This window comes from Deinococcus metalli, assembly GCF_014201805.1.
In the GTDB taxonomy this organism is placed as follows: domain Bacteria; phylum Deinococcota; class Deinococci; order Deinococcales; family Deinococcaceae; genus Deinococcus; species Deinococcus metalli.
The window spans coordinates 385,886-402,412 of record NZ_JACHFK010000002.1; the positions used below are offsets into that span (position 1 = coordinate 385,886).

Below are 16,527 nucleotides of genomic sequence, written 5' to 3' on the forward strand. Positions count from 1 at the left end.
TCCGGCCGGCTCCACGGAGTAGGCCATGTCGCTGGCGACAGAGGACAGCACGAGTGGGGCCTGGGATATGCCCCAGGCCCCACTTCGCCGCTCTCGATGTCAGTTCGTGCCGATCTTCTGCCCGTTCGAGGCGGCGCGGCTCTGCCAGGCCGAGAGTTCGGCCGCCTCGGTGCCGAGGGTCACCGTGTTGTACAGCGTGGTGTTGTTGAAGCACAGCGCCGCCGTGCAGTTGGCAAACCACGTGTTGCCGAGCGAGCTCTTTCCGTCGCTGCTGTAGCGCATCCAGGCGACTTTGTTGTCGTGAACGGTGTTGTTCGCCCACACGCCGCCCTTGATCGAGCCCTGCTGGTCCCAGACGTACAGGCCGACGTTCTGCGCGGCGATTTTCCGTCCGTCCGGCAGCAGACCGGCCGAGACGACACGGTTGTTGTAGACGTTCTGGTTGTGTCCACCGGCGATCCCGATGCCCTGGTTGGTGGTGCTGATGATGGTGTTGTTGTAGACGTCCACCCACCCGCCGGCCGTGCTCATGCTGCTTCCCTTGCCGTCGCCCAGGAGGATGCCGCCCCCACCATAGCCGGCCGTGGCGGCGGGATCGGGGGCGTAGGCGCCCCAGATCAGGTTGTCGTGGATCTTGATACGGCTCGACGGCGTGCCAGTCGACTCGTACATGTTGACGTTCTCTTCCAGCGCGCTCTTGTACGGCTCGTTGATCACCTGGTTCCACGCGATCTCGACGTTCGGGACGTTACGCACGCTGTTGAACTGGACGAACTGAACCCGGTAGAAGTCGTTGCGGTACCCGCCCGCACCGTTGCTGAAGCGGCCGTCGATGTTCTTGGCGCTGTTGCGCAGGATCTTGACGGTGTGGCCGGCGCCCGTGTTGCCGCGGAAGGCGCGGACGTAGATACCGCCGGTGCCCTCGAAGTAGTTGTTGGTGACGTTGAGGTTGATGGTCTCTTCGGAGCTGATGAAGCGGCCGACGTTGCGACCGGCGACATTGGGGTTGACGCCGTAGCCCTTGGTGTTGCGCACGGTGAGGTTCATGCTGAAGCCAGCGATCAGGTTGCCGGGCCCCTTGAGGTTGGCACCGTCGATGACGACGGGTTCGCTGGTCCGGACAGTGATCGCCGGGACGTTGGGGTCGGTGCTCTGGTAGTTCCCGGTGTACGTCCCGCCCTTCGTGATCACCAGCGGCGCCTTGTAGGTAACAGTGCCGCCCGGCGCGGGGCTCGGCGTCGGTGCAGGGGTCGAGCCAGCCGTGCAGCTCAGAAGCCGGGCGTTCGCCCAGTCGGCGTGATCGAAGTAGTTCTTGTCGCCCGCGTCCGTGACGACAAGCTTGAGTTCCTTCCTGCCGGCGACGCTGACGCTCAGGGACTTCGTGGCGCTCGAGCCGGTCATCTTGCCGGAGTCGTACAGTTTCACGCCATCGGCCCACACCTGGAAGACCGCTGAGCCCCGGGTGCCGACTTCGTCGTCGAGGCCGATATCGCTGGCGAAGGTGGCGCACTGACCGCCGAGGGCGAAGGTGACGGTGGAATTGGCATGCACACCCAGACCCGTCGAGTAGGTCTTGCCGTTCAGCGTCAGGGTGCGGCCGTCGCCGCCCTTGGTTTCACCGTTGCTCTTGTTGCGCTCGACCGGGCCCCAACCGCTGGTGGCCGAGGTCCAGCCCTGGCCGGACAGCTGGTTGTCCCCGGACGCGAGGCCGAGGCCCTTGAGGCTGCCCAGGCCGTCATCGCTGGCGGTCCAGGACCGGTCGATGCCGTCATAGGGGTAGTCGGCAGCACTCGCGTTCCCGTTCGTGGCGGACGTCTGGGGGGCGCTGGGGGCCTGCGAGCAGGCGGCAAGGGCCAGGGGAATCAGGAGAAGAGCGCAGGCGCGGAAGCGGGTGGGGGAGGTGTGGGTCATGTGGCGTGTCCTCTCGAAGGGGTTCGGCGGGGAACCTCTGGATTTAGAAGGCGATGAAGAAGGCAGGAGATTCAGAGGTGTGCGGAGCCCGAAGTCTTCATCAGACATTCAGCGGTCCTGGGCAGCACCTTAACCAAAGCTTATGAACGCTTTATGTACGGTCTCAAGCGGAATTTCTTACGTGTGAGTGAAGATGAGGAAGGGCCGGGGACCAAATACAACGTCTGTTTCTAGAAGAACGCCTGAGCCCTCGACCTGTGCCTCTCAACGCTCTCATGCACGCCGTCTCATGACCGCTGTTGAGCTGCAAAATGGGTCATGCGAGAAAATGCCGTCGTCATCACTAGAAAGGATGATGGCCGTCTCCACGCCCTGTCTAGGCAAGTGAATGCTGACGGCATGCTCACCTACAGTCGAGCAGTGTAGAGAAGGGTGGTTTTTCACACCCACTGCTCTGGACAGCGGCGGTCGTCAGCATGGGATCAGCCACCTGTGCAGTCACCCCTCCGCTGACACGATCTGGCCCTGAGCGCGCGGTGTGGCAGCGCTCTCCGGCTGAATGTGGGGGAGGCGTGTCCCCCGTCACAGCGCCATCAAAGCACCACTTTTCTGGCGCCGTTTACGATTCCTTAGCGAGTTCCACCGCACTCTGAACCCGTTACCGTGGGCACAGAAGGCCCGTTCGAGCTTCAGACCTGATTCACGTGAGGAGTTTCAAGATGCAGGCCACCAGCAATCCCACCCTTCTGCGGCAGACCGTGCTTGGCCTCAACCGGCGTGACGTTGGGCCGTGGAAACTCTGGCGGATCCTCAATGGCTGCGCGGTTGCGGGCGGCGATGTCGTCGCCATCCTGCTCGCGGGAATGCTGGTGTCGGTCGTCAGCGGACACGCAATGCTCGCTCCGCTCGACTCCGGGTGGCTGACCCTCATCGTGGTGGTGTGGCTGCTGGGTGCCAGCGTGCTGCACCTGCTGCCGGACTGGGGCATGTCGCCCCCCACCCAGCTTGAGCGGCTGTCCAAGCTGATGGGCGTCGTGTTCGTCACCACGGCCGCCGCGATGTATATCAGTCATGACACCCCGATGACCTTCCACCTGCTGCTGCTGGCGTCCCTGCCACTCGCCCTGGTGCTGATCGTCCTGACCCGCTCGATGCTGAAGTCCGCGCTGATCCGCTGGAACGTGTGGGGTGTGCCGGTCGTCGTGTACGGCGGCGCCGTGACGGGCAGCATGGTGATCGACGCGCTGCGCGCCAATCCCGGCTACGGCTACCGTCCGGTCGCGATCTTCGACGACAACGCCGCGCTCGAGGGCACCGCCATCCACTCCGTGCCGGTGGTGGGCGGCACCGGCAGCACGCTGGACGTGCCAGTGGCGATCCTGGCCATGCCCGGCATGCAGCGCCAGCGCCTCGTCGAGATGCTCGAAGGCCCGCTGGCGACCTACCCCAAAGTCATCCTGATCCCGGACCTGTTCGAGGTCGAGAGCATGTGGGCACAGACCCGCGACTTCGGCGGCGTGATGGGACTGGAGATCGCCCGCAACCTCCTCAACGGGTCTGCGCAGATGGTCAAGCGCGGCCTCGACATCGTGCTCGTCTCCCTGAGCGCGCCGCTGTGGCTGCCCGTGTGCGTGCTGCTCGGCGGCCTGATCTGGCTCGAGGACCGGACCCGGCCCGTGTTCTTCCAGCAGCGCGTGGGCTTCCGCGACCAGCCCTTCACGGCGTGGAAGTTCCGCACCATGGTCCCGGACGCCGAGGCGGTGCTGCAGCAGAAACTATCCGCAGACCCCGAACTGCGCGCAGAATGGGAAGCCAACTACAAACTGCGGAACGACCCGCGCATCACCCGGATCGGTCGCCTGCTGCGCCGCACCAGCCTGGACGAGCTGCCGCAGCTGATCAATGTGCTGCGCGGCGACATGTCACTGGTCGGCCCGCGGCCCCTGCCCAAGTACCACCACGATCAGCTCACCACGCAGACCCAGCATCTGCGCACGCTGGTGCACCCGGGCATGACGGGCCTGTGGCAGGTGTCTGGCCGCTCCGAGGCCGGCAACCTGGGCATGGAACGCTGGGATCCGTACTACGTCCGGAACTGGTCGATCTGGCTCGACATCTACATCCTGATCCGCACCTTCAGCGTCGTCGTCAAGGGCTCCGGTGCATACTGATCCTGTGAATCAGGCGTCCGGGCCACGTAAGCTCTCGGTTCTGCAGATCATCACGCACCTGGAACTGGGCGGCGCCGAGGAAGTGGCCATCTCGCTGGCCGAGGCGCTGCACGAGGAGGTCGACTTCACCTTCTTCATCGTGCAGGGCGGAGACCGCAGCGAGATCGGGCGCGACTTCTACCTGCGGTTGCAGGCGCTGCGAATCCCCGTGTACCTCGGTACGGTCGTGCCCATGAAGATGGGCGGCGCCATGGTCTCCGGCTTCAAGCTCAACCGGTTGATCCGGCGGCTCCGCCCCGATATCGTCCACCTGCACACCGAGATTCCCGAAACGACCTTTGCCTGCGCGACCCTCTTCGGCCTGCCTGACCAGCTAGAAGTGGTGCGGACGATCCACAACACGTCCCTGTGGCCGGCATGGGCACAGATCGGAGCGTGGGCTGAGCGCCGTCTGGCCGGCGCGCGGGTGGCCGCGGTCTCCCGTGGCGGCCTGGACGGGCTCAAACGCTTTCAGGATGCCTATGGACTGCCGCGGACGGACGAGACCCGGGCGCAGATCATCTACGCCGGCGTGTCCAAGGACACCGGTCCTCGGCCGACACCTCCCGCCGCAAACGCGTCCGGGCCGGTGCGCGTGCTCTTCGCCGGGCGTCTGGAACTGCAGAAGGGCGTGGACCTGATGCCGGCCATCGTCGAGAGGGCCAGTCGGCTCACCGTCCGGCCCGTCGCCTTCCATATCGCGGGCAGCGGCACCTATGCGCCGCAGCTCCGCGAGTGGGCAGAGCGCCAGCACACGGGCTGGGACGTCACGGTCGGCCCGCCCATCCCGAACCTCGCCGGCTATCTCCACGAGGGTCGCCACGATCTGGTCTTCATGCCGTCCCGATTCGAGGGCCTGTCGCTGGTCGCCGTCGAGTCGCTGCTGGCTGGCGTTCCCCTGGTGACCACACGCATCGACGGGCTGAAGGAGATCTTTCAGAGTGACTACCCGCTGCTTGCCGAGCCAGAGGATGTCGACGGCCTGGCGGACGTGCTGGCGCAGGCCATCAATGATGGGGACGCTGCGCTCCACGCGGCTCAGGTCCACAGGGCGTCGGTCATGGACCGCTTCAGCCAGACGGGCATGGGCCGGCATTACCTGCAGCTGTACCGGCGTGCGGTGGTGAATCCCGCGACGTGAAGATCCTGCTCGTCCACAATTACTACCAGCAGCCCGGCGGGGAGGACGTGGTCTTCCGTGCAGAAGCCACCCTGCTGCGCGATGCCGGGCATGACGTCGAGGAATACACCGTCAGCAACATGGAGATCGGTCAGCAGGGCAAGGCGGGCGTGGCGGCCCGGACGGTCTGGAATGCCGCGGCGGCCCGCACGCTGAACCGCATGGTGCGTAGCGGGCAGCACGACATCGTCCACTTCCACAACACCTTCCCTCTGCTGTCACCGGCAGTGTATGGAGCGGCGCGAGCGGCCGGGGCCGCGACCGTACAGACCCTGCACAACTACAGGATCGTCTGCGCCAGTGCGCTGCTGTTCCGCGACGGCCACGTCTGCGAGTCGTGCCTCGGCCGGCTGCCTGTGCCGGCCGTCCGCCACCGGTGTTACCGGGATAGCGTGGGCGCCTCTGCCACGGTGGCGGCCATGCAGGTCGCTCACCGCGTCCTGGGAACGTATCGCCGGGACGTGGACGCCTACGTCGCCCTCACGGAGTTTGCCCGCGACAAGTTCATTCAGGGTGGTCTTCCTGCGACCCGCCTGCACGTGAAGCCGAACTTCATCGATCCGGACCCGGGCGCTGGTCCCGGCGGCGGTGGGTACGCGCTGTTCGTCGGCCGCCTGACCGAGGAAAAGGGCGTGCAGACCCTGCTCGACGCGTGGCGCCGCATCGGTACGGCCCTGCCCCTCAAGGTGCTGGGCAGCGGCCCGCTGGTCGGGGACGTCGAGCAGGCCGCCGGCAGTGTGCCGGGAGTGACCTATCTGGGTCAGCGCGGCCGGGAGGAGGTCATGGCGCTGGCCGCCCGGGCCGAGTGTCTGATCTTCCCGTCCAGATGGTACGAAGGGTTTCCGATGACCATCGTCGAGTCGCTGGCGGTCGGCCTGCCGGTCATCGCCAGCCGTATCGGCGCGATGGAGCAGCTCATTCAGGATGGCGTGAACGGCATGCACTTTGAGCCCGGGAACGCCGACGACCTGGTCCGGGCCGTACAGTCTTTCCTGGCCGGCGACCGACCCCGCATGAGGAACGCGGCGCGTGAGACCTTCGTGAAGCATTACACCAGTGCCGAGAACCTGCGCCAGCTCATGTATATTTACGGGCAAGCCAGGAAAGCAGGTGGCGCAACGGAGTGACGAGGTGCGCGGAACAGGTCATCAACCGAACCGGCACCCGTGCCGTTTCGCACGACGGGTGGAGCAATGAGGATTCTCGGCCATCGCACGCACCGGACGGTGCGTCTGTGGCGTTCCGTCGCTGCGGGTCTGACCGGGCTTGCCCTGACGTGCGCGCCCCGCACCGAGGCGGCCACACCCATCAAATACGCCGGCCCCATCGTTATTTTCAAAGGGGGCGTCTACCGCGGGAACTGGGAGAGCCAGAATGCGCGGGTGCCGGCGGTGACGATCACCACCGCGCAGCCCGTCACCATCGAGTACTCGAATATTCGCAGCCGCGGACCACTGATCTACAGCGCCTTTCACAAGGCGAACGTCACGGTGCGGAATACCAGGGGTGAAGCGCTCAACCCCAACCGGCCGCTCAAGGAATACCGCCTGCCTGGACGCTTCGTGCAGCTCGAGGAATTCGGGAGCGCCACCATAGAGAATAACGAGCTGATGGGCACGTCGGGAATCTACCTGCGAGATTACAAGGGTCTGCCCAAGTCGGGTCAGACCGTGAAGATCGTCCGCAACCGGGCCAGAAACATAGACGGCCGGTACAGCATCGGTGTCGGCAAGTATTCCGACACGCGGTACCACCTGGTGCAGTTCGTCCAGTTCAATCAGGTGCGCCGTATTCCAAACGTTGAGATCGCGTGGAACGAGGTGATCAACGAACCGGGCAAGAGCCGCGTCGAGGAGGTCATCAGCATGTACCTGTCCAGCGGCGTGCCGTCGAGTTCTATCAAGATTCACGACAACTACATCCAGGGGGCTTACAACGTCCAGCCCACCAAACTCGACTATGGTGGAGCCGGGATGAATCTGGGCGACGGCCTGGCGAAAAAGCCAGGAGACGCCGCCTCGTACATCCGGGCCTACAACAACCAGATCGTCGGAACGAACTCGGGTATTGCGCTTTCGGCCGGGCACGACATCCTGGCGTACAACAACCGGTTGATCTCAAGCGGGTACCTGCCGGACGGGCGGGCGATTCGAGGCCAGAATGTCGGTATTTACGTCTGGGACTTCTACAACAATAAGAAGTACAAGACGTTTTACAACGTGATTGCCCGCGATAACCTCGTCGGCTGGTCCAAGCCCCTGCAGCGGTTCGGAGGACAGAATCCCTTCTGGTTCCCGGACTGCGACCGAGACAGCCGGGGGAAATCCAAGTGCGTGAACAACCGAACCGTGCCGGGCACCATCACGCTGGGCATGGAGAAGGCGGAATACACGAGGTGGCAGACAAAACTGCGCGCGGCGGGCCTGCGCGTGGGCGTGCTGCCCAAGTAGGTCCGGGCGCGGACAGCGGTCCCAGAGACTATCTGTTAACGGTCACCGTGGTTGAGTGGCACTCAGAATGTCCAGGTCGCCGACGCCGAACCCCAGACCGCTGCGCGCCGTCTTTGTCGATGTGCCGCTCATGTACAGCAGCGGCGTCACGCAGGTGCTGTACAAGCTGGCCCGCTACAAGCAAGCCGACCTTCTCGAGATGTCAATCGCCAGCCTGGACACGCCACAGAAGGCCATGGTCGAGATCCTCAAAGGCGACGACGTCGAGGTGAACCACCTCGGGAACAGCGGCGTGCTGATCTCTGCCCTGGCGCTCAGGCGGGTCATGAACCGGCGGTCCATCGACGTGGTGGTGGCGAACTCGTTCCGTTCGTATCTGGTGGCGAAGGCGGCCGCTCTGGGCAGCGGCACGCCGGTGGTGTACTGGGTACACACCATCAACCAGATCCTCACCAGCCGCTTCAGAAAGCTGCTCTATCCCCTGCTGACCAAGAACGACCCACTGCTGTATGTCTCGCAGTCGGTACTCGAAAACAACCGGCCCGCCGGTCACCGCGGTGAAGACATGGTGATCTACAACTCCGTGGAGCCGCCGGAGATCATGCCGGAGTGGCAGCCCTACCCACCGGAGAAACGGGCCGAGTTCGACCTTCCTGCCGATGCCATCGTGCTCGGCTACACGGCCAATTTCGCCACCTACAAGGACCATCCCACCCTGCTGCGCGCCTTCGACAGCCTGTCGAAGCGCTACCAGAACCTCTATCTGGTCCTAGTGGGCGACGGCCGGACACTCGACCCGGCCCGTGCGCAGGCCAAGCAGTTCGCGGCGTCTGACCGCATCCGCTTCCTGGGAACGCGGCATGACGCCAGGGCGCTGCTCGGCCTGGTGGACGTCTATGTCCACGTCTCGCCGGAAGAAGCGTTCGGGCTGGCCGTCGTCGAGGCCATGCTCGCCCGGCGTCCCGTCGTGGCCGCGCGCGCCTTCGCGCTGCCGGAACTCATCCGCGACGGCGAGACGGGGGTGCTGTTCGAGCCGGGAGACGCCAAGGACCTGGAACGTCAGGTGATCCGCATGATCGAGGACCGGGCCTACGCCGAGCGCCTCGCCCATGCCGGTGACCTGGAGTGCCGTCGGCGCTTTCCGCCGGAGCCGTTCGCCCGGCAGGTCACGGAGTTCCTCTACAGCGTGCTGTCCGCCCGGTCTGCCCGCACCCTCGCCGGCGAGCAGGCATGAGCGGCATGAAGACCTATCCCACGGCCCGGCCGCAGCCCGGGATGCTGTACTGGCACGCTGCCCTGGTGCTCGCGGCGGGCACTGGGGTCGGGCTGCTCTACACCGTCAGGCCCACCTATGCGGTGGGTCTGGGCGTGTTGCTCCTGCTCATGGCGATCCTGGGTCGAATCTGGGCGAACGTCCAGCTCTACGCGCTCGGCCTGATCGGCATTTCGCTCGCTGGCTACGCGTTTCTGGGGAAGGGCTACGCCTACGTGGGCGTGCCGCCACTGTTCATCGGTGAGGTGACGCTGGTTCTCGGGCTGCTGGCCACGCTGAAAAGTGTCGCCGAAGGGGTGAGGCTCACTCGGGTGGGTGGGCTGCTGCTGGCACTTGGCGTCTTCATGGCGATCAGCCTGAGCAGCACCCTGCCCTATATCGGCCGGTACGGACTCGACAGCCTGCGTGACGCGGCGACGTGGTATTACGCGCTGTTCGCAGTCGTCGTGCCCATTCTGATCGTCCGCTTCCGCGCCCTGGGCGCCGCCATCCGGCGCTATGGACAGATCCTGCCGTGTTTCCTGTTGCTGGCGCCGATCGTGTTCTGGATCTCCCGGCTGCTGCTGACGTCGTTGCCCAAGTGGCCAATCAGCGGACAGGCGATCGTCGAGGTCAAGGGTGGTGACCTGGCCGTTCAGCTGGCAGGCATCATGGTGTTCTTGCTGCTCGGTCTCCAGCGGGTCCGCGCCACGCCCACAGAGCCGGCGGTGGGCCGACGGATGCTCGACGGCAGCTCGCCGTGGTGGTGGTGGGTGCTGTGGATGGTGTCTTCCGTCGGTCTCTTCACCGGCCGCGCCGCCCTGATCTCGATCGCGGTGCCGCTGCTACTCGTGCTGGTCGTGCGTCCCCTGAGCCGCTGGGGACGGCCTCTGCTGGTGGTCGTTTCGCTGTTCTCCCTACTGCTGGTTGTCAATCCACGCTACGAGACCAGCACTGGCCGGGAACTGTCGATTGACGGACTGCTGCTGAACATTCAGAGCATCGGCGGCGGCACGGGAGATTCGGCCGTGGACGGCACGCGGACGTGGCGCCTGGACTGGTGGCACAAGATCGAGGAATACACCATCGGTGGTGACTATTTCTGGACCGGCAAGGGGTACGGGATCAACCTGGCCAATGCGGACGGCTTCCAGGTGCAGTCGGACCAGTCACTGCGCAACCCGCACTCCATCCACTTCTCCATTCTGGCCCGCTCCGGCGTTCCGGGTCTGGTCAGCTGGGCGGTCCTGAACATCGTCTTTGCCGGTAGCCTTCTCCTGGCATTTGTCCGTGCCCGGGTACGCGGCCACCTCATGTGGGCCAACGTCCACCTGTGGCTGCTGGCGTACTGGCTGGCCTTCATCATCAACGGCTCGTTTGACGTCTTTATCGAGGGGCCGCAGGGCGGCATCTGGTTCTGGAGCGTCATGGGCTTCGGAATCGCGGCGCTGGAGCTGTACCGGCGCGGGGAGGAACTATGAGCACCGCCAGCGGCCTGCCGCACCGAGAGATCCTGGGCATGCGCGTCGACGCGACCAGCTATGCCGACGCCACGAACCGCATTGCCGCGTGGGCCGCGCAGGGCGAGTCCCGGTACGTGTGCTGCTCGAACGTCCACATGGTCATGGAGACCTACGACAGCGACGAGTTCAGGGCCGTCGTGAACAATGCCAGCCTGGTCACCGCCGACGGCGTGCCGCTGGTGTGGGCGCTCAGGGCGCTGAGGGTGCCGGACGTGAGCCGGGTCTACGGCCCTACCCTGACCATGCACGTGTGCGAGCGGGCGGCCCGCGACGGCCTGCCCATCGCGTTGTATGGCGGCACGCCCGAGAGCCTGGAGGCCTTCGCGGCCGTGCTGCGGGAACGCTACCCGTCCATCCAACTGCCCTGCCTGATCGCGCCACCCTTCCGGGTCCTCACGCCCGAGGAGGACGCCGCGTACACGCAGCAGATCGTGGACTCCGGAGCGAGGATCGTGATGGTCGGCATCGGCTGTCCCAAGCAGGAGCGCTGGATGGCGGCCCATGCCGGGCGCATCCCGGCCGTGATGCTCGGAATCGGGGCGGCCTTCGACTTCCACTCTGGCCGCGTCCGGCAGGCGCCGGGAGCGCTGCAGCGTCTGGGTCTGGAGTGGCTGTTCCGACTGGCGATGGAGCCGCGGCGACTGTGGAAGCGCTACGCGCGGCACAATCCGCGGTTCGTGGGCCTGTTCCTGCGGCAATTGCTGGGGTCGCGGACGGCGTGAGTGTCCCCCGACGGGGGCAGGTGTGCCATCAACGATCCGTTTACGGCCCGTGCGGCATGCTACGTCCATGATCGGCGCCAACCCTCTCCGCACCGTTACACCCGCCAAAAGGATGACCCATGATTGACTCTGTCCAGCGCAGCCGCGCCCTCGACGTCGATACCCTGCCCGTGATGAGCACCCTGACCCGCTCGGCCCTGCCCATCGTCGGGGCCGCCGTCCTGGCCGGCGCGCTGGGCTACTTCGTCACCGCCGGACAGCCGAAGGTCTACGAGGCAGGCAGTGCGATCTTCGCCACGAACAGCAGCAACAGCCAGCTCGGCAACACCATGTACACCGCGCCCACCCTGCCGCGCGGAGCGCTGCGCGAGGCGCTGGTGTCGCCGGCCGTGATCCTGGACGTGGTGAGCCGCGTGCAGGGGTCGGGGCTGCCGCAGGGACAGGTCAGCAGCATGGTGAGCAGCCTCAAGAGCGAGCTGACCAATGGCAATGTCAAGTCTCTCAAGCTCGCGGTGGTGGACGAGTCCAGCAACGGCGGCGTCTACAGCGTGAACGGCCGCGCGTCCACCCCGGCCGCCGCCCGCGTGCTGACGAACGCCGCCGTGGACGCGCTGCTCGCGTGGGACGCCAAGCGCGCCCAGACGCGGATGGTCAAGGCCCGCGCGAGCCTGCAGAGCCAGTTGACTGCCCTGAACACCGAGACGCCCGACAACAACATCAACGCCTCGGCGTACCAGGCCACGCGCCAGCAGCTGCTCCAGGACCTCGCCCTGGTCGGCGCGGCCGCCAGCAGCGCCACCGGAACGCTGGACGTCGTGTCGCCGGCGATCGATCCGTCCGGCGCAGCCGCGCCCCGCCCGCTGCGCAGCGCGCTGCTGTCGGCGCTGTTGGCCCTGCTGACCGCCACGGCGCTGGCCCTGCTGCTGGCCAGCCTGCGCCCTGCTCCCAGCCTGGACACCCGGCCCGAGCGCTACACCGGCCGCTGAGCTTATCAGCATGACGGCCCCCCAGGACGCCACCCCTGCCCACGTGCGGCCCGGCGCGACGGGGGGCCGTTCTCCGCTTATCTCCGTGATCGTGCCTGCCTACAACGCGGCCGCCTACCTGCCGGACGCCCTGCGTAGTGTCCTGCGACAGACGCACCAGGACGTGGAAGTGATCGTGGTGAACGACGGCTCGACCGACGACACGGCCGAGCTCCTCGGCGCGTGGCAGCGCCGTGACATGCGGGTCCGGGCCGTCCACCAGCCGAACCGGGGACTGCCCGCCGCGCGCAACGCGGGCCTGAATGTGGCGCGTGGCGAGTACGTGGCGTTTCTGGACGCCGACGACGTGATTCACCCCGAGAAACTGGAGCGGCAGCTGGCCTACCTGACGGCGCACCCGGCCGCCGACCTGGTGTATTCGGATTACGTCACCGCCGACGCGGATCTGCACCTCCTGACCGAGGAGGTCATCGGCGTGAAGCGCCTGCCGCTGCGCGAGGCGTACGCGTTCACCAACGTCTTCCCGGTCATGTCCCCCCTGCTGCGGCGCACCCTGGTCGAGCGGGTCGGAGGCTTCGACGAGAGTCTGCGGGCGTGCGAGGACTGGGACTACTGGGTGAGGTGTGAACGTGCCGGCACGTTCGGTTACCTGCCCGGTCACTACTCGACCTACCGCATGCACGGCACGCAGATGCACCGTGACCTGAACTTCATGCTGAAGTACGCCCGCCTGGCCGCACGTAAGAACTACCCGACGGAACCCGGCAAGGTGCGCACCATGGTCGGCTCGGTACTGTGGTGGCAGTTCGGGTTGCAGATGCAGACGCACGACGTGAGCAAGATGCAGGTGCTGCTGCGCCCGCGCATCCTCGTCACCGCGCTGCGGATGGTGTGGGAGGTGCGCAGCCTGCGGGTGGCGTGGAAGGTGCGTCGCCTGTTCCGTCGCGGCGTGTGACTGCACTTACCCCTACGCGCGCCTCGCGGCCCCAGCTCCCGGCGCTGACCGGCGTCCGGTTCCTGGCCGCGCTTCTGGTCGTGCTGCTGCACGCCCACAGCGCCCTGCGTCTCGACGTTCCGCCCCTGCTGCGGCCTGTGGTGGAGTCCGGGCAACTGTCCGTGACGCTCTTTTTCATCCTGAGCGGCTTCATCCTGGTCTACACCTACGCCCGTACCGACCGGCTGGACACCATGACCGTGTCGGGGCCGACGTTCTGGCAGGCCCGCTTCGCGCGTATCTACCCGGTGTACGCGCTGGGCCTGCTGCTGGACGCCCCATTCTTTCTGGGCGCGTGGCTCGGCGGGGGACTGCACCTCAGCGGGCCGGTGACCCTGGCACTGGCGCCCACCCTGTTGCAGGCCTGGGTTCCGCCGAGCGCGTGCGTGTGGAACTGCCCCGGCTGGAGCATCTCCGCCGAGGCGTTCTTCTACCTCCTGTTCCCGGCGCTGCTGCCGCTCGCGCTCGCCGTGGCCCGGCGCGGCGTGTGGGCCGGTTTCGCGCCGGTGTGGCTGCTGTCGCTGCTGCCGGTCGTAGCCGTCCTGGTGCTGACGCCCGAGCTGCCACGTGAAGTGACGGCGCTGGACGTCCTGTACTACGCACCACTGTTCCGGGTGCCGGAATTCCTGCTGGGCATGGCGCTGGCCCAGCGGTTCTTGAATGCCCCACCCGGTCCACGCCAGGCGCAGGTGGCCCGCTGGTTCGGCCTCGTGGTGATCGCGGTGCTCGTGGTGGCTGGGCCGAGTGTCCTGAACAACAACCTTCGCAACTTGCTGGCCATTCCGGCGTTCGGAGCGCTGGTGTGGGGCCTCGCGCCCGGGCATGGGCGGCTGGCGGCCGCGCTGGGCCGACCCCTGCCGGTGTACCTGGGCGAGATCAGCTACGGCATCTACATCCTGCACGCGCCGCTGCTGAACCTGCTGGTCGAGCGGGGTGCCCGGACGTGGACCCAGGGCCATCCCGCGCTGCTGATCCTGGCTGGGGTGCTGGGTGCGCTGATCGTGATCGCGGGCGTAACCTACCGCTTCCTCGAACGGCCCGCCCAGGCCGCCCTGCGCCGCCGGACGCGGCGCCCGGTGCCCGCCACCTGAGTCGGAGCGGCGCCGGTGGTCCCTGGACGTCGCAGGCGGTCCCCTGTCCGGCCTTCAGGAGCCGGCGTCGCGGCGTGACCATTCGGCGTCCAGGTACACCAGACCGTTCTGGCGGGTCAGACGACGGGACGTGAGGCGACCGCCGTCGAGCACGTCGAAGCCCAGGGCGTCCGGCACGAGGTCGTAGGTCTGGTCGCCGTAATCGCTGCCCGCCCACAGGCCCAGCGAGTACGTGCCGGGGTAGAACCGCAGGTCTCTCAGGGCGACGCGGACCGTGTGGTGCGCCACGCCGCCCGGCAGCGCGAAGCCCGCATCCACGTCCGTGAGGTTCGCCAGGGGCGTGCCGTCCGAGTCCCGCACGAGCACGGAGAGCTGCACTGGATTTCCGAAGTCGGCGCGCGTGACGTCCACGCTGAGTTCCACCGTCAGGTCGTCGCCGACCGACAGGGCCGAGGTGTCCTGCCCGGAGGCGTCCAGCAGCCGGGCCGACGTGAAGCGGGCGCCGCCACTGCCGGAGCGGCCGGGATGGTCGCGCAGCGTGGCCGACGCCGGGGCGCGGGCGCTGCGGCTCAGGTAGGTCGCCACAACCTGCGTCACCGGGCCGGCGTCCGCGACGCGCCCTCCCTCGAGCAGCAGGCCGGTGGTGCACAGCTGCGTGACCGCCGCGAGGTTGTGGCTGACGAAGATCACGGTGCGGCCCTCCCGGCCGACCTCCTGCATCTTGCCCAGGCACTTCTTCTGGAAGTCCTGGTCGCCCACGGCCAGCACCTCGTCCACCACCAGGATCTCCGGTTCCAGGTGTGCGGCCACCGAGAACGCCAGGCGCACGTACATGCCGCTGGAGTAGCGCTTCACGGGCGTGTCGAGGAAGCGCTCGACTTCCGAGAAGGCCACGATCTCGTCGAAGCGGGCCCGGATCTCGTGACGGCGCATGCCGAGCAGCGCGCCGTTCAGGTAGATGTTCTCGCGGCCCGTGAGCTCGGGGTGGAAGCCGGTGCCGACCTCCAGCAGGCTGGCCAGGCGGCCGCGCATCCGCACGCGACCCGCGCTGGGTTCCACGATCCGTGACAGCACCTTCAGCAGCGTGGACTTTCCCGCGCCGTTGCGGCCCAGGATGCCCAGCCGGTCGCCCTGCTGCACGTCGAAGGCCACGTCGCGCAGCGCCCAGAACTCCTCGCTGGGCTGCGGCCGGGCGTGCCGGGCGGCCGAGCGCAGGGCGTCGCGCAGGGTGTCGGGCCGGGCCTCGCGGGCGCCGCCCAGTACGTAGCGTTTCGAGAGGCCGCGCACCTCCAGCGCGACTGTCACGGCTGGCCCACGCGCTCAGATGACATCGGCGAACTCCCGTTCGGAGCGGCGGAACGTCCACACGCCCCACAGCACGCACGCGGCGCTGACGCCCCACGCCAGCCACTGCGCGGGCGCGTACAGCGGGGCCGCCGAATACAGCACCGCCCAGCGGAAAGCGTCGATCACGCCGACCAGCGGGTTGACCGAGTACGCCAGGCGCCACGCCTCCGGCACCACGCTGCTGCTGTAGCCCACCGGCGACAGGTACAGGCTGAACTGCGTGAGCAGCGGCACCAGATGCCGCACATCGCGGTACTTGACGTTCAGGGCGCCCAGCCCGAGGCCCAGCCCGAGCGCGGTTAGCAGGGCCGGCAGCAGCAGCACCGGCAGCAGCAGCAGGCGCCACGAGAACTCGGCGTGCAGCGCAAGCATCAGGCCCAGCAGCACCAGCAGCGAGATCAGGAAGTCCACCACGCTGACCGCCACCGCACTGAGCGGCACCAGCACGCGCGGGAAGTACACCTTCGTGATGATCGAAGCGCTCGCCACCAGTGACCCGCTGGCGTCCGTGAACGCCCCGGAGAAGAACGTCCACGGCAACATCGCGGCGTAGACCAGCACCGCGTACGGGGCGCCGCCCTCGCTGGGCAGCCGCGCCAGCCGGCTGAACACGAACGTGAACACCAGCATGGTGATCAGAGGCCGCAATACGCTCCACGCCACGCCCACGGCCGTCTGCTTGTAGCGCACCAGCAGGTCACGCCCGGCGAGGAACAGCACGAGTTCGCGGGCCCGCCACGCCTCCGCCCAGTACGACCGGGCCGGCTGACGGGCCTCGATCACCAGATCGAAGTCGTCGCTGTCGCCGGGTCGGCGGGCATGACCGGGTACGGGCTCAGCGCGCATCCGGGTCCCTGTTCA

At 67.0% G+C, this 16,527-nt stretch carries 14 protein-coding genes; 10 read left to right on the plus strand and 4 right to left on the minus strand.

The features are described 5' to 3' along the window. Positions 1-99: 99 nt before the first annotated feature. Together HNQ07_RS06840 and HNQ07_RS23995 are read right to left on the minus strand one after the other, a co-directional pair. Entirely contained in the window at positions 100-1,911 is a 1,812-nt protein-coding gene (locus HNQ07_RS06840; RefSeq protein ID WP_184110179.1) for an NPCBM/NEW2 domain-containing protein, read from the minus strand. A 689-nt stretch (positions 1,912-2,600) separates the two neighbouring features. Beyond that, positions 2,601-2,801, minus strand: a complete 201-nt coding sequence (locus HNQ07_RS23995; protein ID WP_260322780.1) for a hypothetical protein — start codon at positions 2,799-2,801, stop codon at positions 2,601-2,603. A gap of 3 nt (positions 2,802-2,804) precedes the next feature. Here HNQ07_RS23995 and HNQ07_RS06845 point away from each other — a divergent pair, with 3 nt between their 5' ends. The 10 genes from HNQ07_RS06845 (at position 2,805) to HNQ07_RS06890 (ending at position 14,319) form a co-directional block, all read left to right on the plus strand. Then, on the plus strand, positions 2,805-4,082 hold the full coding sequence (locus HNQ07_RS06845; RefSeq protein WP_260322781.1) for an exopolysaccharide biosynthesis polyprenyl glycosylphosphotransferase: 1,278 nt from the start codon (positions 2,805-2,807) through the stop codon (positions 4,080-4,082). 4 nt (positions 4,083-4,086) lie between these two features. After that, on the plus strand, positions 4,087-5,262 hold the full coding sequence (locus HNQ07_RS06850) for a glycosyltransferase family 4 protein (protein WP_184110181.1): 1,176 nt from the start codon (positions 4,087-4,089) through the stop codon (positions 5,260-5,262). Then, positions 5,259-6,428, plus strand: coding sequence for a glycosyltransferase family 4 protein (locus tag HNQ07_RS06855; protein ID WP_184110182.1), 1,170 nt, complete (start codon positions 5,259-5,261; stop codon positions 6,426-6,428). Before HNQ07_RS06850 ends, HNQ07_RS06855 begins: the two co-directional genes overlap by 4 nt. A 66-nt stretch (positions 6,429-6,494) precedes the next feature. After that, a complete protein-coding gene (locus HNQ07_RS24000) occupies positions 6,495-7,751 on the plus strand; it encodes a hypothetical protein (RefSeq protein ID WP_184110183.1) in 1,257 nt (418 codons plus the stop codon). 67 nt (positions 7,752-7,818) lie between these two features. Beyond that, positions 7,819-8,985 carry a glycosyltransferase family 4 protein gene (locus HNQ07_RS06865; RefSeq protein ID WP_184110184.1) on the plus strand — a complete coding sequence of 389 codons (1,167 nt, stop codon included), beginning with the start codon at positions 7,819-7,821 and terminating at the stop codon, positions 8,983-8,985. 5 nt (positions 8,986-8,990) lie between these two features. Then, complete coding sequence (locus HNQ07_RS06870; protein ID WP_184110185.1) at positions 8,991-10,484, plus strand: O-antigen ligase family protein; 1,494 nt, start codon at positions 8,991-8,993, stop codon at positions 10,482-10,484. Further along, a complete protein-coding gene (locus tag HNQ07_RS06875; RefSeq protein WP_221274818.1) occupies positions 10,481-11,248 on the plus strand; it encodes a WecB/TagA/CpsF family glycosyltransferase in 768 nt (255 codons plus the stop codon). Before HNQ07_RS06870 ends, HNQ07_RS06875 begins: the two co-directional genes overlap by 4 nt. 119 nt (positions 11,249-11,367) lie before the next feature. Next, positions 11,368-12,234, plus strand: coding sequence for a GumC domain-containing protein (locus HNQ07_RS06880; RefSeq protein WP_184110186.1), 867 nt, complete (start codon positions 11,368-11,370; stop codon positions 12,232-12,234). Positions 12,235-12,319: 85 nt separating this feature from the next. After that, entirely contained in the window at positions 12,320-13,189 is an 870-nt protein-coding gene (locus HNQ07_RS06885) for a glycosyltransferase family 2 protein (RefSeq protein ID WP_184110187.1), read from the plus strand. After that, entirely contained in the window at positions 13,186-14,319 is a 1,134-nt protein-coding gene (locus tag HNQ07_RS06890; RefSeq protein WP_184110188.1) for an acyltransferase family protein, read from the plus strand. The genes HNQ07_RS06885 and HNQ07_RS06890 overlap by 4 nt, the downstream gene beginning before the upstream one ends. Before the next feature lie 54 nt (positions 14,320-14,373). Here the strand turns inward: HNQ07_RS06890 and HNQ07_RS06895 are convergent, their stop codons facing one another. Both HNQ07_RS06895 and HNQ07_RS06900 read right to left on the minus strand, forming a co-directional pair. Next, positions 14,374-15,624 carry an ABC transporter ATP-binding protein gene (locus HNQ07_RS06895; protein WP_184110189.1) on the minus strand — a complete coding sequence of 417 codons (1,251 nt, stop codon included), beginning with the start codon at positions 15,622-15,624 and terminating at the stop codon, positions 14,374-14,376. A 15-nt stretch (positions 15,625-15,639) separates the two neighbouring features. Continuing rightward, positions 15,640-16,512: an ABC transporter permease gene (locus HNQ07_RS06900; protein WP_184110190.1), complete on the minus strand. Its 873-nt coding sequence runs from the start codon at positions 16,510-16,512 to the stop codon at positions 15,640-15,642. Positions 16,513-16,527: the final 15 nt, after the last annotated feature.

Coding starts and splice junctions, on each gene's coding strand:
- HNQ07_RS06840 (WP_184110179.1), bottom strand. CDS start 1,911: ATGACCCACACCTCCCCCACCCGCTTCCGCGCCTGCGCTCTTCTCCTG.
- HNQ07_RS06845 (WP_260322781.1), top strand. CDS start 2,805: ATGCTCGCTCCGCTCGACTCCGGGTGGCTGACCCTCATCGTGGTGGTG.
- HNQ07_RS24000 (WP_184110183.1), top strand. CDS start 6,495: ATGAGGATTCTCGGCCATCGCACGCACCGGACGGTGCGTCTGTGGCGT.
- HNQ07_RS06865 (WP_184110184.1), top strand. CDS start 7,819: ATGTCCAGGTCGCCGACGCCGAACCCCAGACCGCTGCGCGCCGTCTTT.
- HNQ07_RS06870 (WP_184110185.1), top strand. CDS start 8,991: ATGAAGACCTATCCCACGGCCCGGCCGCAGCCCGGGATGCTGTACTGG.
- HNQ07_RS06875 (WP_221274818.1), top strand. CDS start 10,481: ATGAGCACCGCCAGCGGCCTGCCGCACCGAGAGATCCTGGGCATGCGC.
- HNQ07_RS06880 (WP_184110186.1), top strand. CDS start 11,368: ATGATTGACTCTGTCCAGCGCAGCCGCGCCCTCGACGTCGATACCCTG.
- HNQ07_RS06900 (WP_184110190.1), bottom strand. CDS start 16,512: ATGCGCGCTGAGCCCGTACCCGGTCATGCCCGCCGACCCGGCGACAGC.